Origin of the sequence: Citrobacter meridianamericanus (genome assembly GCF_041320245.1) — a bacterium.
GTDB lineage: Bacteria > Pseudomonadota > Gammaproteobacteria > Enterobacterales > Enterobacteriaceae > Citrobacter > Citrobacter meridianamericanus.
Genome location: NZ_CP101036.1, coordinates 3,018,649 through 3,041,044 on the forward strand (window position 1 = coordinate 3,018,649; position 22,396 = coordinate 3,041,044).

The window sequence follows — 22,396 nt, forward strand, 5'->3', positions numbered from 1 at the left end:
AATTAATAAAAAATCAAATCGGATTTCACTATCTAATCCGAGATTATCTAAGATGAATCCGATGGAAGCTTTCTGTTTTCACTCGGTTTTTTAGCTGTTTTTGCACAATTCGATGCTTCTTTGAGCGAACGATCAAAAATAAGTGCATTCCCATCAAAAAAATATTCTCAACATAAAAAACTTTGTGTAATACTTGTAACGCTACATGGAGATTAACTCAATCTAGAGGGTATTAATAATGAATCGTACTAAACTGGTACTGGGCGCGGTAATCCTGGGTTCTACTCTGCTGGCAGGTTGCTCCAGCAATGCTAAAATCGATCAGCTGTCTTCTGACGTTCAGACTCTGAACGCTAAAGTTGACCAGCTGAGCAACGACGTGAACGCAATGCGTTCCGACGTTCAGGCTGCTAAAGATGACGCAGCTCGCGCTAACCAGCGTCTGGACAACGCAGCTACTAAATACCGCAAGTAATAGTATCTGTGTAATAAAAATGGCGCACATTGTGCGCCATTTTTTTGCTCTGAATTTCCTTTCCCTGCTATTGCGTTGCGTGCACCTCTGCATCCCCTCCTGGTACGCCATTACGCGCAGACTTCACTTCCGCACCCTTGCTAACTACCGAGACTTGTCCGGCTGTCACTGTGACAGGATAGCCCGCGCGGCGATACAACGCTCGTTCCACCAGGCTGTTATCCACGGCTTTGTCGTCTTTAAATGAGGTAAAACCGGCGGGTAGTACATAGGGCATAGTCTGGACGTTTTGTTCCTCTTCCGGCGACAACGGTCGATGCACTTCGACATAGCGCATGCCGTTCGGCTCAACCGAATATTTAATCGGTTCATTAATCACTCTGACCGGCGTTCCAGTGCGGACCTGAGCAAACAATGCTTTGATGTCCGGTGCATTCATGCGAATACAGCCGGAACTCACACGCAAGCCCACGCTATCCGGCGCGCTGGTGCCATGGATCAGGTATTCACCGTTTCCATGCGCCAGACGCAGTGCAAAGCGCCCTAACGGATTATTTGGCCCAGCGGGTACAACTGGCGGTAGAGTTATGCCTCGCTCCAGAGAGCGTTTACGGATGCCTGGTGTAGGAGTCCAGGTGGGATTTGGGATCTTCTGCCCAACCCGGGTTTCCATAACCGGCGTTTCCAGTCCTTGTAAACCAATCCCAATCGGGAAGACCTGAACAATATTCTCACCCGGCGGGAAGTAATACAGACGCAGTTCCGCAAGATTCACAATAATGCCTTCGCGTGGCGCATCTGGCAGCAATAATTGCGAGGGAATGGTAATCAGCGTTCCGGGTTTTGGGACGGGGGCAATAGTATTATTGGCTTCAAGGATCAGCATTGCGGCAGTATCAAACTTACGGGCAATCGCCTGTAGGTTTTTATCGCCTTCCTGCACGGTGTAGGTTTGGTTTTGCCCAACAAGACGGCTGTTCGCCTGTGGCAAAGGATAATCGACCGCCCATGCGGCCTGAATAGCACTGTAAGCGCCGATTAGCATTAACGTAATAACAGACGCGCGTTTCATACTCACTCACCCCCCTGGCGTTCATGCCGGATGGCGGCAAGCGCCCGATCCGGCCTACGAGTCACTGCGTTGCCCAACACGAGATTGTTCAGGTCGCTCTGAAAAATGACGTGTCTTATCAGTTTAGCTAAGAGTTACGGCTTTGGCGCGAATTGCCCGAATCATCGCTTCGAGCCCTTGTGACCGAGACGGTGTGAGATGCTGTGCGAGCGCCATTTTTTCAAACCACGGACGCACATCAAAATTCACAATATCCTGGGCCATCATGCGGTCATACAAAATGAATACCACCGCAATAAGCCCTTTCACAATAGCCGCATCGCTGTCGCCCTGAAATTCAATAATTCCTTCGGCATTCTGACGCATAACAATCCATACCTGGCTTTGACATCCCTGGATGCTATTTTCCACATTACGATCGTCGTCGCTTAATTGTGGCAGACGTTGACCCAGTTCAATAATGTACAGGTATTTCTCTTCCCAATTAGCGCAACGTGTAAAATTACGCAACAACTTTTCTTTATCCGGTAGCGCAGCCATAACGCCTCCCTGTTAGCCCAGTAAGTGATGAATACGCTTGAGACCTGTTACCAGGCGATCCACTTCTTCATGGGTGTTGTACATGGCAATGGACGCCCGGCACATCGCGGGAACGTTATAAAAGGCCATCAGCGGCATTGCGCAGTGATGCCCCGTTCGTACAGCAATGCCATAGTTATCGAGAAAACTCCCGACGTCATAAGCATGATGCTTGCCGAGGTTAAACGCAATCACGCCCAGACGGTTATCCGGTCCGTAGATCGTTAAATCCGGCACATCCCCCAGCTGTTCAAGCGCATAGCACATCATGAATTGTTCATATTCGCTGATTTCAGCCAGCCCCAGCGCTGAAATATATTCAATAGCCGCGCCGAGCCCAATAATTCCACCCGTATTTGGCGTTCCGGCTTCAAACCGCCAGGGGGCTTTGGCCCATGTCGTTCCCTGGCTCAGGCTCACTGTCGCAATCATCGACCCGCCACCTTCCCACGGCGGCATCTCCTGTAGCAGCGATTCTCTGGCATACAGAACGCCAATACCAGTTGGCCCATAGAGCTTGTGACCGGAGAAAACATAGAAGTCGCAATCCAGCGCCTGCACATCCACCTGATGATGCATAACCGCCTGTGCGCCATCCACCAGTACTTTTGCACCGTATTGATGCGCCAGCGCGATCATCTCACCCAACGGGTTTTCCGTGCCCAGTACGTTAGATACGTGGGTAATCGCCAGCAGTTGCGTGCGATCGTCAAACAGCATCGGCAGCGCTTCCAGTTGCAATGTACCATCGTCATTAAGTGGAATAACGCGCAGTTCAGCCCCGACGCGGGCACACAGCATCTGCCAGGGCACAATGTTGGCATGATGCTCCATTTCGCTGATGATGATGTTATCACCCGCCCGCACATTGCTGTTGCCCCAGCTGTTTGCTACCAGGTTGATCCCTTCCGTGGTACCGCGAACAAACACCAGCTCCTCCGCTGAGCGGGCGTTAATAAACAGCGAGGCGAGCTTGCGCACATTCTCCATTTTTTCCGTGGCCTGAGCACTCAACGTATGGATACCACGGTGGACCGCCGCATAGCCGTGACGGTAAAACTCGGCTTCAGCATCAATCACCTGGTTAGGTTTTTGCGCGCTGGCGGCGCTGTCCAGATACGCCAACGGTAAACCATTCACTTCACGCGTCAGGATTGGAAAATCGGCCCGCACTTTTTCAATGGGAAATGTCATGCTACGCCTCCCGGCAAGCGTTGGGCGATCCTTGCCAATACCTGTTGCTTCAGCGTTTCCTCGTCCAGGGCTTCCGTTAGCTCAGCGGCAAACGCATAGAGAATCATTTGTTGGGCATCCTGCTGGCCGATCCCACGCGAACGCAGATAGAACATCTGCTCGTCGTCGATCCGCCCTACCGTCGCCCCGTGGCTGCATTTCACGTCGTCGGCATAGATTTCAAGTTGTGGTTTGGTATCCACCTCAGCCAGTTTACCGAGCAGCAAATTATTGTTGGTCATCTGACCATCAGTTTTAATAGCGTGCTGAGCAACGTTAATCAGGCCATTGAATACCGCCCGCCCCTTATCGCTGACAATCGTTTTATGCAACTGGCGGCTGTTGCAATATCCCTTGTTATGCTCAAGCCAGGTGCGGGTGTCGCAGAGTTCATTTTTCACCGGCATCGCCAGGCTGTTGAGCCGAAGCGTCGTGTTTTCGCCGTTAAGCTGAGTGCTGGTGTTATGGCGCAGCACCGCATCACCGAGTAAAAAGCTGTGGCTGGTGGCCGTGGCATCCGTCCCCAATTGAATGTCATTATGTGCGAAGTGGTGGCTTTGCGGATTCTCAAACGCCAGTTTGATATGGCGCAAGTGCGCATTCGCCGCGACATTCATGGTTAAGCGTGCGCCAGTGAAATGACGAAGCTCGCTAAGGCTGACATAGTGTTCAATGACGGTTGCTTCAGCCCCTTCCGCCAGTTCCAGATGGTGGCGATAGTGCGCCGTATTCACCTGATCGCTCGCCAGCCCCTGGGTAATGTGCAACAACAACAGCGGTTTCTTCGGCCGCTGGTTTCGCTTCACCTTAATGTACGTGACGCTACGCGACAGGCTTTCGGTCAGGTGCAGAAAGACTTCCGGTTGGATGGCGGCCGGTAGCGTCTGGCGTACATCATCAACGGTAATATCAAAACCACTACCTTCTGCGCTGTCGCTCAGCGTTGGAGAGAATTGCCCGTCGACAAATACCAGTCGTATGGCCTCAATAGCCGGTGCTAACGCTTCACACTGGGCTGACGATATCTCATTGACATGGCTGACAAACTGGCTGTGGGTTAATCCCTCCAGCGGCGTGTATTTCCAGTCCTCATGCTTACGCGTTGGCAGCCCCAGTCGCAGCATCTGTTGCAGGTGCTGCTGGGCATGTTGCGAGCGAGTCTCACCTTGCGTCGCAAACAGATGGTGCCACTGTTGCAACACGTTACTGCTGTTCGCTAAGCCAGCCATAACCTTGCTCCTCCAGTTGTTTGACCAGTGTGAAATCACCGGATTTCACAATTCGCCCCTGGTAGAGAACGTGAACATAATCGGGTTTGATATAGTCCAGGATACGCTGATAATGGGTGACGATAATGAATGAACGTTGCCCATCACGCAGCGAGTTCACGCCGTCGGCGACGATTTTCAGCGCGTCGATATCCAGCCCGGAGTCTGACTCATCCAGAATGCACAACTGAGGCTCCAGTACCGCCATTTGCAAAATGTCATTACGCTTTTTCTCACCGCCGGAGAAACCGACGTTGACCGAACGCGTGAGCAAATCTTCCGGCATCTTCAGCAACGCAATTTTTTCTTCCATCAGATCCTGGAAGTCAAACCTGTCCAGTGACTCTTCGCCACGGTAGGTGCGCACCGCATTCAGTGCCGTTTGCAGGAAAAACTGATTACTTACGCCGGGGATTTCTACTGGATACTGAAATGCCATAAAGATGCCTTCACCGGCCCGCTCTTCCGGTGACAGTTCCAGTAAATCTTTACCGTTGAACTCTACCGTCCCGCCGGTGACTTCATAGTCTTCACGTCCGGCGAGCGTGGCGGAAAGCGTACTTTTCCCGGAACCGTTTGGCCCCATAATGGCGTGCACTTCTCCGGGGCGAATGTCAAGACTCAGCCCACGCAGGATCGTCTTATCTTCCACACTGACCTGTAAATCTTTGATGCTTAACATGTGCTTTCCTTAAATTTTAACCGACGCTGTGTTCAAGACTTATGGCGAGAAGTTTTTGCGCTTCCACGGCAAATTCCAGCGGCAGTTCAGAGAACACGTCTTTACAGAAACCATTCACGATCATGGAAATGGCATCCTCTTCGCTGATACCGCGCTGCAGGCAGTAAAATAGCTGGTCTTCACCAATGCGCGACGTCGTGGCTTCGTGTTCAAGCTGGGCGCTGTTGTTACGACACTCCACATACGGGAAGGTGTGCGCCCCACAATCCGCGCCGATCAGCATCGAGTCGCATTGGGTATAGTTGCGGGCATTGGTGGCGGTTGGCATGATTTTCACTAAACCGCGATAGCTGTTCTGACTGTGTCCGGCGGAGATACCTTTCGAGATGATGGTTGATTTGGTGTTCTTGCCAATGTGGATCATCTTGGTGCCAGTATCGGCCTGCTGATGACCACTGGTCAGGGCCACGGAGTAGAATTCGCCGATAGAGTTATCCCCACGCAGAATGCAGCTTGGGTATTTCCAGGTAATGGCCGAACCGGTTTCTGACTGCGTCCACGACATTTTGCTGTTTTCGCCTTCGCACAGCGCCCGCTTGGTAACAAAGTTCAAAATGCCGCCGGTATTGCCATCGCCAGGGAACCAGTTTTGTACCGTCGAGTATTTCACTTCGGCATCTTTGTGGATGATGACCTCCACTACCGCAGCATGCAGCTGATAGCTGTCGCGCACAGGGGCCGAACAGCCTTCGATATAGCTGACGTAGCTTCCCTCATCCGCAACCAGAATGGTGCGTTCAAACTGCCCGGTTTTTTCCGCATTGATACGGAAATAGGTCGACAGTTCCATTGGGCAACGCACACCTTTCGGCACATAAATAAACGTACCGTCGGAGGCCACTGCCGCATTCAGCGCGGCAAAGAAATTGTCATTACCCGGAACAACCGTGCCCAGATACTGTTTTACCAGCTCCGGGTGGTCGTGAATCGCCTCACCGAACGAACAGAAAATAATGCCCTGTTCCGCCAGTTTGTCGCGATAGGTGGTCGCCACCGACACCGAGTCAAAAATGGCATCAACCGCCACCTCTTTGCCTTCGCGGACCGGCACGCCAAGCTGTTCAAAGGCGTCCTCGACCTCTTTACTTAAAAATGCATTTGCGCCCGTTTGCTGCACCGCTCCCGGTTCAGACACACAGGTTTCATCGCAGTTGCCGCAGGACGGCGCAGAGTAATAGCTGTAATCCTGATAATTCAGTTTGTCATAGTGCGCTTTTAGCCAGTGCGGTTCTTCCATGGTCAACCATGCCTGAAAGGCATTAAGGCGGAATTCCAGCATCCAGTCGGGTTCATTACGTTTTGCCGAAATTGCGCGCACGACCTCTTCGCTGATCCCTTTCGCCAGCTCGTCGGTTTGCAGTTGGGTGAAGAACCCCTCTTTGTAATTAAGGTGCCCGTCAGCCCAGGTGTTGACATCGTCAGTTGCTTCAGTATTACGAGACATAGTACCGCCTATACCCCAAAACTTTCGCCACAGCCGCATTCGTTCTGGGCTTTCGGGTTATGAAATTTAAATAACTGATTTAATCCTTCGCGAACAAAATCGACTTCTGTGCCGTCGATGAACGGCATCGCCTGTAACGGCACATACAGTCTGGCACCATCCATTTCAAACAGGAGATCGTCTTTTTGAGTCTCACGGACGGTATCCAGCACGTAGCCGAATCCTGCACATCCCGTTTGCTTCACGCCCAAGCGAACGCCCAACATGCCGGGTTGCTTTGCCATCAGTTCGCGGATGTGCGCCGCAGCCGCTGGCGTTAACCTCAGTCCACGCCATGCAAAATCTTCCGGGTTAAATGTTCCTGAATGCAATTCCATAGGGTTACCTCGAGTCACTAGCTTTTAAGCTATAACAATATGTTAGTGATAATGATTATCACTTCAACCCCTCAACAGCAGGGGCATTCGGGTTAATCGCCCTTTTTGGTTACTTTTAATAAGCATAGACCCTGCAGCGCGGGTTATCAGAGATGGATTATTTTGTTCAATGCTTTGATTAATAATGGATTATGAAAATCCAATCGTTCAGGCAGGTCAAAGATCAAAAGATGTATAGATAATGTCTATTTAAGGGATAGGTTTTAAAAATTTAATGAAATCATTGGATTATAGTGTAATCAGTAACTTAGTCTTTTCTCGTGATAGATAAGTACAGACTATTTAACGCCCCAAATTGAGCCCTCAGCGCGATTTTGCCCCCCAAATCCTAAAATGGAGGTTATGCGAGGCGTGTTCCCGATTTTAAACGTCATAATTTACAAGCCAGTTTGATTTTAACAGTAAACATTACGTAAATAAGATTAACTTTGGATTTGCAGGACTAATTGCTAATTCAATATATTGCTATACGCTTTAATTATCAATTCGATAATTAATATTGGCATTACATATGTTGATTAATTAAATCTCACTATAAAATACAATTTCGAATTAAGTGCCGGAGTATTATTATTTTATGATTCATTCTATTACTAAGGGAAAATTATGTCATGGAATAAACATGATGCGGTCTCGTATGCGCGAAGTCACGCGCATCAAAAAAGCCAGGGTTATTGCGCTCGAGCAGTAGCTGCAGCAATTCGCGCTGGCGGCGTCAAAATTGAAGGTGCTAACGCCAACAGTTTTGCAAGGTCACTAGAAAAAGCAGGATTCAGCAAATCATACGGCACCCTAATAGAGGGCGATATAGCGGTTATTGATGCTTTACCAGGTCCAAACCAGTATGGGCACGCCTGTATTTACGATGGGACGGGAACCTGGTACTCCGATTTCGTACAGCGCAGTTTATACCCTGGGCCGCAGTACAGAAAAATCCAGCCCACTGTTACTATATACAGGCACAAGTGACATGAAAAAATTACTGCTTTTGCTACTGGTGGCATCATCTGCTATGGCAAATAATACCAACGATCCTGTTAACCAGGCCGTTGCATTTAATAAGTGGTACGTGAACCAAATTAACAATAATAATTTCCCGATTACCGACGGTAAGGATATCGATAAATACGTTACTGCATCAACAATGCAGAAACTAAGGCGAACACAAGATCCAAATTATGATGATGAGGTTTTCTATTCTGCTGATTTTTTTCTAAAATCACAATATATCGGTGACGACTGGACAGAGAATGTGGCCATATCCTCATATGACTGGGATCCTGTCTGCGTAAACGTCAATATAACATTCGGCAAAAAAAATCCTCACACGGTTATTGATTGTATGGTTAATGAAAATGGCGAGTGGAAAGTACAGTCCGTTGCTGCACGCGATAACAATTAACGACGTTATGACAGAGTTACTATGCCATGGCACATCCGCGAATACCCCTGCTATATCGCCGGAAAGTAAAAAAGCCTGCGCGAACTGAATGGGATTTTTATATTTTCCGTGTCAATGATAATGGAATCGACCCCAGCTAATTGACAAACAACAAAAAACCCTTAAGTCTGCTTGCTGGCAGGCTTAAGGGTTCCGGCCCCATCCGGCGCTTATCTCCGGCACTCACAATGGCTTAGCTCTTGAAGGGGCGATAAGAAGAATCTCATACACTGATAAGTTTTTTTTAACACAAATTGCGGTTTGACTATTTTATGAGCACGTTTAGCTACCTTTTTAGCATTGCGCCCCACTGAGTGCGTCCAGCAGCAAGCGTAAGCCCGCAGGCTGATGTTCACGAGAAAGGTATAAACCATAAATCGGCAGGCATTTGGGCTGCAGCTCTGGCAATATGCGAATCAACGTCCCCTGCGCCAGCCCTTCCCGCGCCTCCAGTTCCGGCACCAGCGCAATGCCCATTCCCGCCTGCGCCGACTCACAAAGCAGCGAAGAGATTCCGGCGCTCAAGTTCCCTTTAATCGCAATGGCGACATCCTGGCCGTAGACATCCTGAAAGTGCCAGGATTTACCAGCAAACCCGCTGTAATAGAGGCAATTGTGCCGCGTCAGATCGTCGAGCGTTTCAGGAGTACCGTATTGATGCAGGTAATCTACAGACGCGCACAGCACCGATTTACAGTCGCCAAGGCGACGGGCGATGGTTCCGGGTTCGGGATTTTCCGTTATACGGATTGCCACATCAATCCGTTCTCCTACCAGGCTTACCGGTTGATTATTGATCTCCACCTCGATCCGCAACTGCGGATACTGCGCCAGAAATGTGGGCAGTACCGGCGCTAATATATGCATAGCAGTAAAGTGCGCACAGGCCACACGTAGCGTGCCACTGGGCGTTTGCGCGGCGCTGGCGGCCCCGATATCCAGCGAAAGTTGCGCCAGAGAACGTGTTTTCGCTAATGCCTCTTCACCCGCTGGCGTGATCGTCAAGCGACGCGATGATCGATGGATAAGCCTTGCGCCTGCCCATTTTTCCATCTCGTCGAGGTAACGACTGACCATCGGACGGGAAAGCCCCAATGCACGTGCAGCGGCGCTCAGACTGCCCAAATCACAGATATGGTTAAATACCGTTGCCGCCATTACTCTGTCCATTACATCCCATCCGATCGTTTTATGAAACTCAGCATGTCCTAATGAGGGAATTCTAACAGATCCGAATTTCCTTAAAATACGGGAACTATCAAAAGACAATTCCCTGCATAAGGTTACCCGGCATGAAAGTTAAAACTCTGGCCCTGCTGTTACCTCTCTTCGCTTCTTCAGCCTTCGCCGCGCCGCTACAACTGGAGGTTTACAATCCCCAGGACAAGGGTATTTTCCCGGTCTCTTCGACGCTGGTGTCTGGTCCCAACGAGGCCATTTTGTTTGACGCCCAGTTCAGCACCAAAGATGGCGAACAACTGGTGCAGATGATTCACGCCAGCGGTAAAACGCTGAAGGCTATCGTGATCACCTCCGGCGATCCGGATTTCTATTTTGGCCTGCAGCCTATCGTCAATGCCTTCCCACAGGTAAAAGTTCTGGCAACACCACACGTAGTGGACCATATCCGCGCCACCAAAGAGGCTAAACTGCAGTTCTGGGGTCCGCAAATGAAGGATGGTGCGCCAACATCGCTCACCGTTCCGCAGGCGATAACGCAAACGCAGTTCACGGTTGATGGCGAAACACTGGAACTGCGCCATCCCGACGATTATGCAGCCTATGTCTGGATCCCAGCAAACCGTGCCATTATTGGCGGTACTGGCGTGGCTTCCGGTATACATGTCTGGATGGCAGATACTCAGTCTGCAGAACAACGTAGCGCATGGCGTAGCGTACTGAGCGAAATGCAGAACTTACACCCCACTCAGGTGATCCCAGGTCATTACATTGGCGAACGCCCTACGGGCGATAAAGCGATTCGCTTCACTCAGGACTATTTGCAGTCGTTTGAGCAGGCATTAGAGGCGAAGAAAGGATCTGACTATGTGATTAAAACCATGACCGCGGCTTGGTCAGGTCTCGCGGACACAAGCTCTCTGGAGCTAAGTGCAAAAGTCAATACCGGTGAGATGAAGTGGTAATGAAGATTTAAGGCAAAAAATAACCCCGAACGCGTGTCGGGGTTTTTACTCGATAAGCATACCGGAATCAATGAACGCCCATGCGCCAGGCAAAATAGATCTCTTCTTTCAGTTCAATCGATGAAAGCGCCAGTAAATCAGCAAACTCCAGTTCGAGTTGTTTCAGTCTTTTCAGGTACTGAGCCGGTGAAAGATCGGATTTATCACGACGTAAAAATTCTATTGCCAGTTGGGCCGGGTCTAATTGGGTAGACATATCATCCTCGCTTGTGTTCAAAACCTGCACAGTATAACACCATTCCCTGCGCAGATAATGACCAAAAGCAATATGCATCACAAAATTGCGGTCGTCAGACGCGACGTGCAACACAATCGTCCCTGGTCATCGAAAATCTCAATTTGCCACACCTGATGACGGGAGCCGGTATGCACCGCACGACATACCCCTCTGACGCGGCCCTCCCGCGCGGAGCGAATGTGGTTGGCGTTGACCTCCAGGCCCACCACTTTCTGCTCACCCTGAGTACACAGGTAGCCTGCCACCGAACCCATGCTTTCCGCCAGTACTACGGATGCGCCGCCGTGCAGCAAACCAAAAGGTTGTTTGGTACGATGATCCACCGGCATCGTGGCTTCCAGCGAATCGTCACCAATGTGCACAAAACGGATATCGAGCAGCCCAACCATGTTTCCTTCACCCATGGCATTGAGCGCCTCAAGTGTGACTTCACGTTTCCAGATCATCCTATAATCTCCAGCAGTGCCTGTAATGGATGGCGAACTCCCGTACCTTCAACGCGTTTTACCTGACTGCGACAGGAGTATCCGGTCGCCAGACAACGGTTACGCGGCAATCGTTGCATTGCCTGGTGCCATGATAACTCATAGATCCCGAGTGAGTTCTGATGATTCTTCACTTCGTGACCATAGGTACCCGCCATACCACAGCAACCCACGCTGACGTTTTCCAACTTTGCGCCAAAGCAGGCAAAAATAGCCGCCCACTGCGCAGGCGCGCCTGGCAGAGCCGTCACTTCGGTACAGTGACCAAAGAAGTACCACGGTTCACCGCCAACCGCGATTGGCTGCTGCGCTTCCACAATTGTCGATAACCACTCGTTGGCTAACAACACATGGAAATCACCCCGCTGTTCCCCGAGCACCAGTTTGTATTCGTCGCGATAGCAAAGCACCAGCGCAGGATCAACACCCACCATCGGAATATTCAGCTTCGCCACCCGATTGAGAAACTCCGATGTTTTCTTCGCGGTTTTCGCAAAACGGTTTAAAAAGCCCTTAATATGCTGCGCCTTGCCGTTTGGCGAGAACGGTAGCAGTACCGGCTGCATGCCCAGCTTTTCAACCAGGCGTATAAAATCAGCCACCACCTGCGCATCGTAATAGCTGGTGAACGGATCCTGCACCACCAGCACTGTACGCGCTTTTTGCTCAAGAGTGAGTGATTCGAGCTGTTCCAGCGTCATATTGGCGGAGCGATGGCCAACCAGCTGACGTTGTAGCGAAGGCGCAGACAACAGCGGTAAATCGACCATACCGATGTGCTTTTTCGCCAGATTACGTACCAGCGGCTGATTGATGAAAAAGTTAAACGTTTTGGGTGCCCGCGCCATTAACGGCGCATAGCTCTCAACGGTCGCCACCATGTGATCGCGCAGCGGGCGCAGATAACGCGTGTGGTACAGCTGCAGGAAGCGCGAACGGAACTCCGGCACATCGATTTTAATCGGACACTGTGTTGAACAGGCTTTACATGCCAGACAGCCGGACATTGCCTCTTTTACTTCGTGCGAGAAATCATATTCGCCCTTGCGCGCATGCCAACTGTTGCGGGTACGGGCAATCAGCGCACGTAAACTGGCGCGTTTTTCCGGTAGCTCTTTTTCCAGCTGTATTGGGTCGATCCCGCGATCCGCTAACAAACGCAGCCATTCACGCACCAGGGTAGCTCGCCCTTTTGGCGAATGAATACGGTTGAGGCTGATTTTCATCGACGGGCACATGGGACTTTTCGCATCGAAGTTAAAGCATAACCCGTTGCCGTTACACTCCATTGCCCCGCGCCACTCCTGGCGTACGGCCAGTGGGATCTGACGATCATACGTCCCGCGCTTCACCGCATCTACTTTCATCATCGGCGCATCTACGTCTTCCGGTGGACAGATTTTCCCTGGATTGAGACGGTTTTGCGGATCAAACACTGATTTCACTTTACGCAGTTCGCGGTACAGCTCCTCCCCGAAGAACGCCGGACTGTATTCTGCACGAAAACCTTTCCCGTGCTCGCCCCACAGCAAACCGCCATATTTTGCCGTCAGCGCGACAACATCATCAGAAATGCGCTTCATCAGTACTTCCTGCTGCGGGTCGCACATATCCAGCGCCGGCCTGACGTGCAGCACGCCGGCATCCACGTGACCAAACATGCCATAACTCAGACCGTGGCTGTCGAGCAGCGCACGGAACTCGGCAATATAGTCAGCCAGATGCTCCGGCGGAACACAGGTGTCCTCGGCAAACGGAATAGGTTTTGCAGCACCTTTTGCATTCCCCAACAAACCGACTGCTTTTTTACGCATGGCGTAAATACGCTCTACGCCCGAGAGTTCAGTACACAGTTGCCAACCAATGACACCGGCTTCCTGACGGGCAATTAACCCATCCAGACGTTCACACAGCGCACTAACCTGAGCATCGATCAATGCTTCATCGTCACCCGCAAATTCGACGATATTCAGGCCCAACATCTCTTTATCAGGAACATCGGTAATCAATTCACTGACCGAATGCCAGACAATATCTTCCCGCGCCAGATTAAGCACTTTGGAGTCGACGGTTTCTACTGACAGCGCGCGCGCGTCCACCATCACCGGAGCGTTACGTAGTGCCGAGTCAAACGAGTCGTACTTGACGTTAACCAACTGTCTGACTTTGGGCAACGGCGTGATATCCAGACGGGCTTCGGTGATAAACGCCAGCGTACCTTCAGAGCCGGTCAGAATGCGGGTTAAATCAAATTCGGTCATCTCATCATTAAAGACGTGCCGTAAATCGTACCCGGTCAGGAAGCGATTAAGTTTCGGGAATTTATCAATGATCAGTTTTCGGTTGTCGCGGCAACGTTCATAAACTGTCTTGTAAATGCGTCCAATGGTGGTATTGCTGTTACCCAACGTTTGGGCAAGTTCGACCGGCATGGGTTGAGTATCAAGAATATCGCCCCCCATCAGCACCGCGCGGATCCCCAGTACGTGATCGGAGGTTTTACCGTAAACCAACGAACCTTGTCCGGAGGCATCGGTATTGATCATCCCTCCCAGCGTAGCCCGGTTACTGGTAGATAATTCGGGAGCAAAGAAATAGCCGTAAGGCTTCAGAAACTGGTTGAGCTGATCTTTGATTACCCCAGCTTCGACCCGCACCCAACCTTCCTGCACATTGATTTCAATGATACGGCTCATGTAGCGAGACATATCAACAATAATGCCCTGATTCAGCGCCTGACCATTGGTTCCGGTGCCGCCGCCGCGCGGGGTAAAAATGAGCGAAGAGAAAAGAGGTTCTGCCGCCAGACGGGCGATTAGCGCCACATCTGCGGTTGAACGAGGGAAAACCACAGCATCAGGAAGCAGCTGATAAATACTGTTATCCGTCGACATTGTCAGACGATCGGCATAGCTCGTTGCCGTATCGCCCGTAAATCCTTGCTGCTCCAGCGCCTGCAAAAAGTTGAGCACCAGTTGAACGACACCCGGTGCCTGAGAAATTTGTGGAATCATTATAGTGACCCTTTCCTGCGGTCTGTGTTGTGAATTTAATCGTTTGCGTGTTGCTTTGTTTGTTGTATCACATTTTTTTCTAATACGCTCAGCAGATTTACAGGCAGAATCCACCTGTTCAAAACCGCTGAAATTGCTCATCATTACAGGGTGTCATTTAGATGTTCACGTCGCGTCAACGTTCTGACGCAAAGACAAAGGTGAAAAGTATTTATGGTAAATTTCCGTCAGCCCAGGGATATTGCACAAGTGCTGCTATCGGTGCTGTTTTTAGCCATCATGATTGTGGCGTGTCTCTGGATTGTTCAACCCTTTATCCTCGGTTTTGCCTGGGCAGGTACGGTGGTCATTGCGACCTGGCCCATCCTGCTACGCTTACAAAAACTGCTCTGGGGACGTCGCTCGCTGGCCGTGCTGGTGATGACCCTGCTGCTGGTACTGTTGTTTATCATTCCTATCGCGCTGCTGGTTAATAGCATTGTGGATGGCAGCGGGCCGTTGATCCATGCCGTAACCGCAGGCGATATGACGCTGCCGGATCTGGCGTGGCTGAACAGTATTCCGTTAGTCGGCGCCAAAATGTATGCCGCATGGCACAGCCTGCTGGATATGGGCGGCTCGGCCATCATGGCGAAGGTTCGTCCTTATATTGGCACGACGACAACCTGGTTCGTCGGTCAGGCTGCACATATTGGCCGCTTTATGATGCACTGTGGTCTGATGCTGCTGTTCAGTGCCCTACTGTACTGGCGCGGTGAACAGGTGGCGTTAGGTATTCGTCACTTCGCTTGCCGCCTGGCATCCAAACGCGGCGATGCCGCCATTCTGCTGGCAGCACAGGCCATTCGCGCCGTCGCATTAGGCGTCGTGGTCACCGCACTGGTGCAGGCCGTGCTCGGCGGTATTGGTCTGGCGGTAACCGGCGTGCCGTATGCCACGCTGCTGGCAGTGGTGATGATCCTCTCTTGTCTGGTACAGCTGGGCCCCTTGCCGGTGCTGGTCCCGGCCATTATCTGGCTGTACTGGACGGGCGATTCAACCTGGGGCACAGTGCTGCTGGTGTGGAGCGGTGTGGTCGGAACGCTGGATAACGTGATTCGCCCGATGCTGATTCGTATGGGTGCCGATTTACCATTGATCCTGATTCTCTCAGGGGTCATCGGTGGACTAATTGCATTCGGCATGATTGGCCTGTTTATCGGCCCGGTGGTCCTGGCTGTTTCCTGGCGTCTGTTCTCCGCATGGGTAAACGAAGCCCCTGCGCCGGATAGCGATCCGGATACAATCCTCGAAGAAATTGCTGAAATAGAACGCAATAAGTAATCCCACGTCAGGCGGCACAGCTGCCTGACTGTTTAACAATTCTAATTAATCCCTCCCATTTACTGAATCAGACCCAACGTTGCCCTTCTTTAAACACTCATTTGTGTCGCAAATTCTTTACAGTTTTTAAACTATTGAGATGAATCTGATCGACGTTAAAAAGCCGTATGCCTACTATTAGCCCATGGCTTTAGATCAACACATTGATTTATAAGCATGGAAATCCCCTGAGTGAAACAACGAATTGCTGTGTGTAGTCTTTGCCCATCTCCCACGATGGGCTTTTTTTTGTCCTTCGTACCCTTCTAATCGCCATACTCTCCTTTCTTAACTTTCCCGCCATTCAACGGTCTGTACCAATTAAAAAAGTGGTTTCGATATCAAGCACAAAACCGTGATATTGTTGAAGGCTCAGGGGGCTGACGGACAGATATCAGCCAATATTTATAGGGTAATCAATGAAAACCATAACTGTAAGAAATGTCGTAATTGGCAAGGGTGCGCCGAAGATCATTGTCTCACTGATGGCTAAAGACATCGCAATGGTAAAAAGTGAAGCGCTGACCTATCGCGAAGCGGATTTCGATATTCTGGAATGGCGCGTTGACCATTTTGCCGATGTCGCATCCATTGACGCAGTACTGGACGCTGCGCGCGCCATCCGCGAGATTCTGCCTGACAAGCCGTTACTTTTTACCTTCCGTACTGCGCAGGAAGGCGGCGAGCAGGCCTTACCTGCTGAAGACTATTTCGCACTAAACCGTGCAGCGATAGACTGTGGTCTGGTGGATATGATCGATCTCGAGCTATTCACTGGTGATGCGCAGGTGAAAGCAACCGTTGAGCAAGCTCACGCCAAAAAAGTCCTGGTTATTATGTCGAATCATGATTTTCATAAAACGCCGGCCGCTGAGGAGATTGTTCAGCGTCTGCGTAAAATGCAGGAACTGGACGCCGATATCCCCAAAATTGCGCTGATGCCGCAATGCAAAACGGATGTGCTGACGCTGCTCAGCGCGACGCTGGAAATGCATGAACGCTATGCCGATCGTCCAATTATCACGATGTCGATGGCAAAAAACGGGGTGATTTCTCGTTTGGCTGGCGAGGTTTTTGGTTCAGCAGCCACGTTCGGTGCGGTGAAAAAAGCATCTGCTCCGGGGCAAATCGCAGTGACCGATCTGCGCACTGTACTGACAATATTGCATCAGGCTTAAGCGTGGAAGGATAAAATACCGGATGACGATGCTACCGCATCTTATCCGGCCCACGAATGATACTCACCGTAGGCCGGATAACGCGCTTACGCCACCATCCGGCATAATGTTACTTGTTCAGTTCAGCCAGGCTCAGCCAGGTCTGCACGACGGTATCCGGGTTCAGCGACAGGCTGTCGATCCCCTCTTCCATCAGCCAGGCCGCGAAGTCTTCGTGGTCAGAGGGGCCCTGGCCGCAGATACCCACGTATTTGCCTTGTTTCTTGGCTGCGCGAATCGCCATCGACAGCAGGGCTTTCACCGCGTCGTTACGCTCATCAAACAGTTCAGAAACCACACCAGAGTCACGGTCCAGACCCAGCGCCAGCTGCGTCATATCGTTTGAACCGATGGAGAAGCCGTCAAAGTATTCAAGGAACTGCTCGGCCAGCAAGGCGTTGGACGGGATCTCACACATCATGATGATCTTCAGCCCGTTCTCACCGCGTTTCAGCCCCTGACGCGCCAGCTCTTCCACCACCGCTTTCGCCTGCGCGACGGTACGTACAAACGGCACCATCACTTCGACGTTAGTCAGGCCCATATCGTTACGGACACGTTTCACTGCGTCACATTCCAACGCGAAACAGTCGCGGAAGCTATCAGCAACGTAACGGCCCGCTCCACGGAAGCCCAGCATCGGGTTCTCTTCATGCGGCTCATAACGCTCACCGCCGACGAGGTTGGCATATTCGTTGGACTTAAAGTCAGACATACGCACGATGACGCGTTTCGGATAAAACGCCGCCCCCAGCGTCGCGATCCCTTCCGTCAGACGACCCACGTAGAATTCACGTGGAGAATCGAAACCTTTCATCATGGCGCGGATTTCGTTTTGCAACTCAGGCGTCTGGTCATCGAACTCCAGCAGCGCGCGAGGGTGTACACCAATCATGCGGTTAATGATAAATTCCAGACGTGCCAGGCCAACACCTTCGTTTGGCAGGCAGGCGAAGTCGAAAGCGCGGTCCGGGTTACCGACGTTCATCATCACCTTCAACGGCAGATCCGGCATGGTTTCGACGCTGGAACTCTTCACGCTAAAGTCGAGCATGTCAGCGTAAACATAACCGGTGTCACCTTCGGCACAGGAGACAGTAACCTTCTCACCGTCTTTCATGCGCTCGGTAGCATCGCCACAGCCAACCACTGCCGGGATCCCCAGCTCACGGGCGATGATCGCCGCGTGACAGGTACGACCGCCACGGTTGGTGACAATCGCCGCTGCTTTCTTCATGATCGGTTCCCAATCCGGGTCGGTCATGTCAGTAACCAGCACATCGCCGGGTTCGATACGGTTCATTTCGCTGATGTCCTGGATGACTTTGACCGGACCCGCGCCAATGCGGTGACCGATGGCACGACCTTCAGCAATAATTTTACCCTGCGCATGCAGCGTATAACGCTCCATCACCTGGCCACGAGAACGCACGGTTTCCGGACGCGCCTGCACAATAAACAGCTTACCTGTATGACCGTCTTTCGCCCATTCAATGTCCATCGGACGACCGTAGTGCTTCTCGATCTGTACCGCCTGCTTCGCCAGTTCCTGCACTTCAGCATTGGTCAGGGAGAAAATGTCGCGCTGTTCCTGCGGGACATCTTCAATCGTTACCTGCTTACCGTGTTCCTGGGTTGGCGCGTAGACCATACGGATCTTTTTCGAACCCATTGTGCGACGGACGATAGCCGGACGATTAGCCGCCAGCGTCGGTTTGTGCACGTAGAATTCATCCGGGTTAACGGCGCCCTGCACGACCATCTCGCCCAGGCCCCATGCAGACGTGATAAACACCACCTGATCGAAACCGGATTCGGTATCGATGGAGAACATGACGCCGGAAGACGCGAGGTCTGAGCGCACCATCCGCTGCACACCCGCAGAGAGCGCTACGCCACGATGGTCATAACCCTGATGGACACGATAAGAGATCGCACGGTCGTTAAACAACGAGGCAAATACGTGTTTGATAGCAACCAGTACAGCATCAAATCCCTGGACGTTGAGGAAGGTTTCCTGCTGCCCGGCAAATGACGCATCTGGCATATCTTCTGCGGTGGCGGAAGAACGCACGGCAAAAGATGCATGGGCATCGTCCGCTGACAGCTGCGCGTAGGCATCGCGGACGGCATTTTCCAGCTCCGGCTGGAAAGGAGTGTCGATAATCCACTGGCGGATCTGCGCGCCGGCTTTTGCAAGCTCGGTGACATCGTCAATATCCGTTTTATCCAGCAGCTCATAAATGCGCTGGTTTACACCGCTTTGGTCCAGAAACTGGTTAAACGCATCGGCGGTCGTTGCAAAACCATTCGGTACGGAAACACCCATACCTGAAAGGTTAGTAATCATTTCACCCAGGGAGGCATTTTTGCCCCCAACTCTGTCTACATCATTCATGCCGAGTTGGTTATACCAAAGCACCAGCGGTGACGAGCCATTGTTGGACATCGAACAATCCTTATATTTGAACGAGGTTAGAAAACTCAATTTTGCGTAATTATCTTTGCATATTTACTCCAGCGAAAAAAACGGTGAATCGTTCAAGCAACTTTATTTTTTATTTTTTCAGATTGTTTCCGCATTTGCGCAAACCCGCGAGCCACAGGGGATCTCCACAAAAACTACCGGTATAAACATTTGTTCCGAAAAATGAAATGTACTTTTCATTAAATATAAAAATACCGTTTCATTTTATAAAAAAGATGCAGCAATATTCGCTTCTGGCGAATTTTAATTTATGCTTTCAGAGAATTATGTCTGCCCAGGATGAGCAAAATGGATAATGCTGTTGATCGTCATGTATTTTATATTTCTGATGGTACGGCCATCACCGCCGAGGTATTGGGCCACGCGGTAATGTCGCAATTTCCGGTCACGATCAGCAGCATTACGCTGCCGTTTGTGGAAAATGAGAGCCGTGCGCGGGCGGTAAAAGACCAGATTGACGCGATCTACCAACAAACTGGCGTGCGTCCTCTGGTGTTCTACTCCATCGTCCTGCCAGAAATACGCTCAATCATTTTGCAAAGCGAGGGTTTTTGTCAGGATATCGTGCAGGCGTTGGTTGCTCCGCTGCAGCACGAGATGAAGCTCGATCCCACGCCAATCGCCCATCGCACCCACGGTCTGAATCCCGGTAATCTCAACAAATACGACGCGCGCATTGCCGCTATTGATTACACCCTTGCCCATGATGATGGTATTTCGTTGCGCAACCTCGATCAGGCGCAGGTGATCCTGCTTGGCGTTTCCCGTTGCGGCAAAACACCGACCAGTTTGTACTTGGCGATGCAGTTTGGTATTCGCGCCGCCAACTACCCCTTTATTGCCGATGATATGGATAATCTGGTACTGCCAGCGTCCCTGAAGCCGTTGCAGCATAAATTGTTCGGCCTGACCATCGACCCAGAGCGCCTGGCGGCAATCCGCGAAGAACGCCGGGAGAACAGTCGGTACGCTTCGCTGCGCCAGTGCCGGATGGAAGTTGCTGAGGTAGAAGCGCTATACCGGAAAAATCAAATCCCATGGCTGAACAGTACCAATTATTCGGTAGAAGAGATTGCTACCAAGATCCTCGACATTATGGGGCTGAATCGGCGCATGTACTAGAACGCTAGTTCATTGGTTCGATTTTTTGTTATGATGCTCGCCACCAGGCAGGATGAGTGTGATATTGTGATGTACATCACTTCCCGGTAGTCCTGCCGTTGAAGCAACAAATTTCTGAGACAAATAATGAACAGAACCGATGAACTCCGTACTGCGCGTATTGACAACCTGGTCACTCCAGCAGAGCTTGCGCAACGGTATCCTGTTTCGTCCTCCGTCGCCCGTCATGTCACGGAATCCCGACGCCGGATAGAAAAAATTTTAAATGGTGAAGACCCGCGTTTGCTGGTGATCGTGGGTCCCTGCTCGATTCACGATCTTGATGCCGCCATGGAATACGCGACGCGTTTGCAGGCCCTGCGCGAGAAACATCAGGCGCGTCTGGAAATCGTAATGCGCACCTATTTTGAAAAACCGCGCACCGTCGTGGGTTGGAAAGGTTTAATTTCCGATCCGGATTTAAACGGCAGCTACCGCGTAAATCACGGCATTGAACTGGCGCGTAAACTGCTGTTGCAGGTTAATGAATTAAGCGTACCGACGGCAACAGAATTCCTCGACATGGTGACCGGTCAGTTTATTGCCGATTTAATCAGTTGGGGAGCCATTGGCGCGCGCACCACCGAAAGCCAAATCCACCGCGAGATGGCATCCGCGCTCTCCTGCCCGGTCGGTTTTAAGAACGGTACAGATGGCAATACGCGTATCGCCGTCGATGCAATTCGTGCCTCTCGCGCCAGTCACATGTTCCTCTCACCGGATAAAACCGGCCAGATGACCATTTACCAGACCAGCGGTAATCCTTACGGGCATATCATCATGCGCGGCGGTAAAAAACCGAATTATTATGCGGAAGATATTGCCGCCGCCTGCGATACGCTGCACGAATTTTCGCTGCCTGAGCATCTGGTGGTCGATTTTAGTCACGGCAATTGCCAGAAGCAGCATCGTCGTCAGCTGGAAGTATGCGATGACGTCTGTCTGCAAATTCGTAATGGTTCGACGGCGATTGCCGGGATTATGGCCGAGAGTTTCCTGCGTGAAGGTACGCAAAAAATCGTTAGCGGCCAGCCGCTGGTGTACGGTCAGTCCATTACTGACCCGTGCCTGAACTGGGAGGATACCGAACTGCTGGTTGAAAAACTCGCCTCTGCGGTTGATAGCCGTTTTTAATGCTGTTCGCCGGGTAACACTACGTTGCCCGGTGCTAATCCTGTGTTTTCCCCCTCTTTGCTGTACAAAATCCGTTCTCGTCACAATTATTTCACAAAAATGCTTGCCGCAAATTTGCTGTTTGATGATAATGATTATCATTGTTACATTGATTGTTATTTTTAAACACTATGTCACGTATGGATAACTCAACAACAACGTCTGCAAAAGAAAATGCACCGCCTTCTGCCGCGCCAAATGAGCGTCAAATTGACAGCAAAAGCCTGCTGGGTAAAGAAGGACGCGTGATCATAGAACATGATGGTCAGCACTACTTGCTGCGCCAGACCCAAACCGGAAAACTCATTCTGACCAAATAAACAATACTGTTCGCCAGCCACCCAGGTCATACCCAGGCAGCCA

21 protein-coding genes and 1 other RNA gene are annotated in these 22,396 nt (G+C 51.1%); 10 read left to right on the forward strand and 12 right to left on the reverse strand.

Annotation, left to right across the window (positions count from 1 at the left end; all coding sequences use genetic code 11):
• The first annotated feature begins 238 nt into the window (after positions 1 to 238).
• The gene (gene lpp, locus NMD08_RS14800) at positions 239 to 475 is read left to right on the forward strand and encodes a murein lipoprotein Lpp (RefSeq protein WP_003029373.1); all 237 of its coding nucleotides are present in this window, start codon (positions 239 to 241) and stop codon (positions 473 to 475) included.
• A 67-nt stretch (positions 476 to 542) separates the two neighbouring features.
• On the opposite strand, the gene NMD08_RS14805 is transcribed toward lpp, so the two are convergent.
• The 7 genes from NMD08_RS14805 to sufA form a co-directional block, all read right to left on the reverse strand.
• Positions 543 to 1,547 carry a L,D-transpeptidase family protein gene (locus NMD08_RS14805; protein WP_187253017.1) on the reverse strand — a complete coding sequence of 335 codons (1,005 nt, stop codon included), beginning with the start codon at positions 1,545 to 1,547 and terminating at the stop codon, positions 543 to 545.
• Positions 1,548 to 1,670: 123 nt separating this feature from the next.
• On the reverse strand, positions 1,671 to 2,087 hold the full coding sequence (gene sufE / locus NMD08_RS14810; protein WP_151219041.1) for a cysteine desulfuration protein SufE: 417 nt from the start codon (positions 2,085 to 2,087) through the stop codon (positions 1,671 to 1,673).
• Between the two features lie 12 nt (positions 2,088 to 2,099).
• Positions 2,100 to 3,320 carry a cysteine desulfurase SufS gene (gene sufS, locus NMD08_RS14815; protein WP_151225390.1) on the reverse strand — a complete coding sequence of 407 codons (1,221 nt, stop codon included), beginning with the start codon at positions 3,318 to 3,320 and terminating at the stop codon, positions 2,100 to 2,102.
• Complete coding sequence (gene sufD / locus NMD08_RS14820; RefSeq protein ID WP_370618434.1) at positions 3,317 to 4,588, reverse strand: Fe-S cluster assembly protein SufD; 1,272 nt, start codon at positions 4,586 to 4,588, stop codon at positions 3,317 to 3,319. Before sufD ends, sufS begins: the two co-directional genes overlap by 4 nt.
• Positions 4,563 to 5,309, reverse strand: coding sequence for a Fe-S cluster assembly ATPase SufC (gene sufC, locus NMD08_RS14825; RefSeq protein ID WP_151225388.1), 747 nt, complete (start codon positions 5,307 to 5,309; stop codon positions 4,563 to 4,565). The genes sufD and sufC overlap by 26 nt, the downstream gene beginning before the upstream one ends.
• A 16-nt stretch (positions 5,310 to 5,325) precedes the next feature.
• Positions 5,326 to 6,813, reverse strand: coding sequence for a Fe-S cluster assembly protein SufB (gene sufB, locus NMD08_RS14830; RefSeq protein WP_151219037.1), 1,488 nt, complete (start codon positions 6,811 to 6,813; stop codon positions 5,326 to 5,328).
• Positions 6,814 to 6,821: 8 nt separating this feature from the next.
• Positions 6,822 to 7,190 carry a Fe-S cluster assembly scaffold SufA gene (sufA, locus tag NMD08_RS14835; protein WP_151219036.1) on the reverse strand — a complete coding sequence of 123 codons (369 nt, stop codon included), beginning with the start codon at positions 7,188 to 7,190 and terminating at the stop codon, positions 6,822 to 6,824.
• 666 nt (positions 7,191 to 7,856) lie between these two features.
• Between sufA and NMD08_RS14840 the strand changes: the two genes are divergently transcribed.
• Positions 7,857 to 8,219 (forward strand): CHAP domain-containing protein, encoded by a 363-nt coding sequence (locus NMD08_RS14840; RefSeq protein WP_151225386.1) that lies wholly within the window; start codon positions 7,857 to 7,859, stop codon positions 8,217 to 8,219.
• Between the two features lies 1 nt (position 8,220).
• Positions 8,221 to 8,652, forward strand: coding sequence for a DUF3828 domain-containing protein (locus NMD08_RS14845; protein WP_151219035.1), 432 nt, complete (start codon positions 8,221 to 8,223; stop codon positions 8,650 to 8,652).
• Positions 8,653 to 8,985: 333 nt separating this feature from the next.
• Here the strand turns inward: NMD08_RS14845 and NMD08_RS14850 are convergent, their stop codons facing one another.
• Positions 8,986 to 9,861: a LysR family transcriptional regulator gene (locus NMD08_RS14850; protein WP_370618437.1), complete on the reverse strand. Its 876-nt coding sequence runs from the start codon at positions 9,859 to 9,861 to the stop codon at positions 8,986 to 8,988.
• Between the two features lie 122 nt (positions 9,862 to 9,983).
• On the opposite strand from NMD08_RS14850, the gene NMD08_RS14855 reads away from it, so the two are divergent.
• Positions 9,984 to 10,835 (forward strand): Vmh family MBL fold metallo-hydrolase, encoded by an 852-nt coding sequence (locus NMD08_RS14855; RefSeq protein ID WP_370618439.1) that lies wholly within the window; start codon positions 9,984 to 9,986, stop codon positions 10,833 to 10,835.
• A 67-nt stretch (positions 10,836 to 10,902) separates the two neighbouring features.
• Here NMD08_RS14855 and NMD08_RS14860 read toward each other — a convergent pair whose 3' ends face one another.
• The 3 genes from NMD08_RS14860 to NMD08_RS14870 all read right to left on the reverse strand — a co-directional run bounded on the left by NMD08_RS14860 (position 10,903) and on the right by NMD08_RS14870 (position 14,632).
• Positions 10,903 to 11,091 (reverse strand): YdiH family protein, encoded by a 189-nt coding sequence (locus tag NMD08_RS14860; protein ID WP_151219032.1) that lies wholly within the window; start codon positions 11,089 to 11,091, stop codon positions 10,903 to 10,905.
• A 77-nt stretch (positions 11,092 to 11,168) separates the two neighbouring features.
• The gene (menI, locus tag NMD08_RS14865; RefSeq protein ID WP_151219031.1) at positions 11,169 to 11,579 is read right to left on the reverse strand and encodes a 1,4-dihydroxy-2-naphthoyl-CoA hydrolase; all 411 of its coding nucleotides are present in this window, start codon (positions 11,577 to 11,579) and stop codon (positions 11,169 to 11,171) included.
• Positions 11,576 to 14,632: an FAD-binding and (Fe-S)-binding domain-containing protein gene (locus NMD08_RS14870; protein ID WP_151225381.1), complete on the reverse strand. Its 3,057-nt coding sequence runs from the start codon at positions 14,630 to 14,632 to the stop codon at positions 11,576 to 11,578. The genes menI and NMD08_RS14870 overlap by 4 nt, the downstream gene beginning before the upstream one ends.
• Positions 14,633 to 14,845: 213 nt before the next feature.
• Here NMD08_RS14870 and ydiK point away from each other — a divergent pair, with 213 nt between their 5' ends.
• The 3 genes from ydiK to aroD all read left to right on the forward strand — a co-directional run bounded on the left by ydiK (position 14,846) and on the right by aroD (position 17,172).
• Complete coding sequence (gene ydiK, locus NMD08_RS14875; protein ID WP_151219029.1) at positions 14,846 to 15,955, forward strand: AI-2E family transporter YdiK; 1,110 nt, start codon at positions 14,846 to 14,848, stop codon at positions 15,953 to 15,955.
• Between the two features lie 184 nt (positions 15,956 to 16,139).
• An RNA gene (gene rprA, locus NMD08_RS14880) (antisense sRNA RprA) lies at positions 16,140 to 16,247 on the forward strand.
• 166 nt (positions 16,248 to 16,413) lie between these two features.
• Entirely contained in the window at positions 16,414 to 17,172 is a 759-nt protein-coding gene (gene aroD / locus NMD08_RS14885; RefSeq protein WP_370618441.1) for a type I 3-dehydroquinate dehydratase, read from the forward strand.
• A 109-nt stretch (positions 17,173 to 17,281) separates the two neighbouring features.
• On the opposite strand, the gene ppsA is transcribed toward aroD, so the two are convergent.
• The gene (gene ppsA, locus NMD08_RS14890) at positions 17,282 to 19,660 is read right to left on the reverse strand and encodes a phosphoenolpyruvate synthase (RefSeq protein WP_187252536.1); all 2,379 of its coding nucleotides are present in this window, start codon (positions 19,658 to 19,660) and stop codon (positions 17,282 to 17,284) included.
• Positions 19,661 to 19,987: 327 nt separating this feature from the next.
• Here ppsA and ppsR point away from each other — a divergent pair, with 327 nt between their 5' ends.
• From ppsR to hemP, 3 genes are all read left to right on the forward strand, one after another.
• Positions 19,988 to 20,821: a posphoenolpyruvate synthetase regulatory kinase/phosphorylase PpsR gene (ppsR, locus tag NMD08_RS14895; protein WP_003030553.1), complete on the forward strand. Its 834-nt coding sequence runs from the start codon at positions 19,988 to 19,990 to the stop codon at positions 20,819 to 20,821.
• 126 nt (positions 20,822 to 20,947) lie between these two features.
• The gene (aroH, locus tag NMD08_RS14900; protein ID WP_151219027.1) at positions 20,948 to 21,994 is read left to right on the forward strand and encodes a 3-deoxy-7-phosphoheptulonate synthase AroH; all 1,047 of its coding nucleotides are present in this window, start codon (positions 20,948 to 20,950) and stop codon (positions 21,992 to 21,994) included.
• A 170-nt stretch (positions 21,995 to 22,164) separates the two neighbouring features.
• Positions 22,165 to 22,353: a hemin uptake protein HemP gene (gene hemP / locus NMD08_RS14905; protein WP_151219026.1), complete on the forward strand. Its 189-nt coding sequence runs from the start codon at positions 22,165 to 22,167 to the stop codon at positions 22,351 to 22,353.
• Positions 22,354 to 22,396 lie beyond the last annotated feature (43 nt).

Coding starts and splice junctions, on each gene's coding strand:
- lpp (WP_003029373.1), top strand. CDS start 239: ATGAATCGTACTAAACTGGTACTGGGCGCGGTAATCCTGGGTTCTACT.
- NMD08_RS14805 (WP_187253017.1), bottom strand. CDS start 1,547: ATGAAACGCGCGTCTGTTATTACGTTAATGCTAATCGGCGCTTACAGT.
- sufE (WP_151219041.1), bottom strand. CDS start 2,087: ATGGCTGCGCTACCGGATAAAGAAAAGTTGTTGCGTAATTTTACACGT.
- sufS (WP_151225390.1), bottom strand. CDS start 3,320: ATGACATTTCCCATTGAAAAAGTGCGGGCCGATTTTCCAATCCTGACG.
- sufD (WP_370618434.1), bottom strand. CDS start 4,588: ATGGCTGGCTTAGCGAACAGCAGTAACGTGTTGCAACAGTGGCACCAT.
- sufC (WP_151225388.1), bottom strand. CDS start 5,309: ATGTTAAGCATCAAAGATTTACAGGTCAGTGTGGAAGATAAGACGATC.
- sufB (WP_151219037.1), bottom strand. CDS start 6,813: ATGTCTCGTAATACTGAAGCAACTGACGATGTCAACACCTGGGCTGAC.
- sufA (WP_151219036.1), bottom strand. CDS start 7,190: ATGGAATTGCATTCAGGAACATTTAACCCGGAAGATTTTGCATGGCGT.
- NMD08_RS14840 (WP_151225386.1), top strand. CDS start 7,857: ATGTCATGGAATAAACATGATGCGGTCTCGTATGCGCGAAGTCACGCG.
- NMD08_RS14845 (WP_151219035.1), top strand. CDS start 8,221: ATGAAAAAATTACTGCTTTTGCTACTGGTGGCATCATCTGCTATGGCA.
- NMD08_RS14850 (WP_370618437.1), bottom strand. CDS start 9,861: ATGGACAGAGTAATGGCGGCAACGGTATTTAACCATATCTGTGATTTG.
- NMD08_RS14855 (WP_370618439.1), top strand. CDS start 9,984: ATGAAAGTTAAAACTCTGGCCCTGCTGTTACCTCTCTTCGCTTCTTCA.
- NMD08_RS14860 (WP_151219032.1), bottom strand. CDS start 11,091: ATGTCTACCCAATTAGACCCGGCCCAACTGGCAATAGAATTTTTACGT.
- menI (WP_151219031.1), bottom strand. CDS start 11,579: ATGATCTGGAAACGTGAAGTCACACTTGAGGCGCTCAATGCCATGGGT.
- NMD08_RS14870 (WP_151225381.1), bottom strand. CDS start 14,632: ATGATTCCACAAATTTCTCAGGCACCGGGTGTCGTTCAACTGGTGCTC.
- ydiK (WP_151219029.1), top strand. CDS start 14,846: ATGGTAAATTTCCGTCAGCCCAGGGATATTGCACAAGTGCTGCTATCG.
- aroD (WP_370618441.1), top strand. CDS start 16,414: ATGAAAACCATAACTGTAAGAAATGTCGTAATTGGCAAGGGTGCGCCG.
- ppsA (WP_187252536.1), bottom strand. CDS start 19,660: ATGTCCAACAATGGCTCGTCACCGCTGGTGCTTTGGTATAACCAACTC.
- ppsR (WP_003030553.1), top strand. CDS start 19,988: ATGGATAATGCTGTTGATCGTCATGTATTTTATATTTCTGATGGTACG.
- aroH (WP_151219027.1), top strand. CDS start 20,948: ATGAACAGAACCGATGAACTCCGTACTGCGCGTATTGACAACCTGGTC.
- hemP (WP_151219026.1), top strand. CDS start 22,165: ATGTCACGTATGGATAACTCAACAACAACGTCTGCAAAAGAAAATGCA.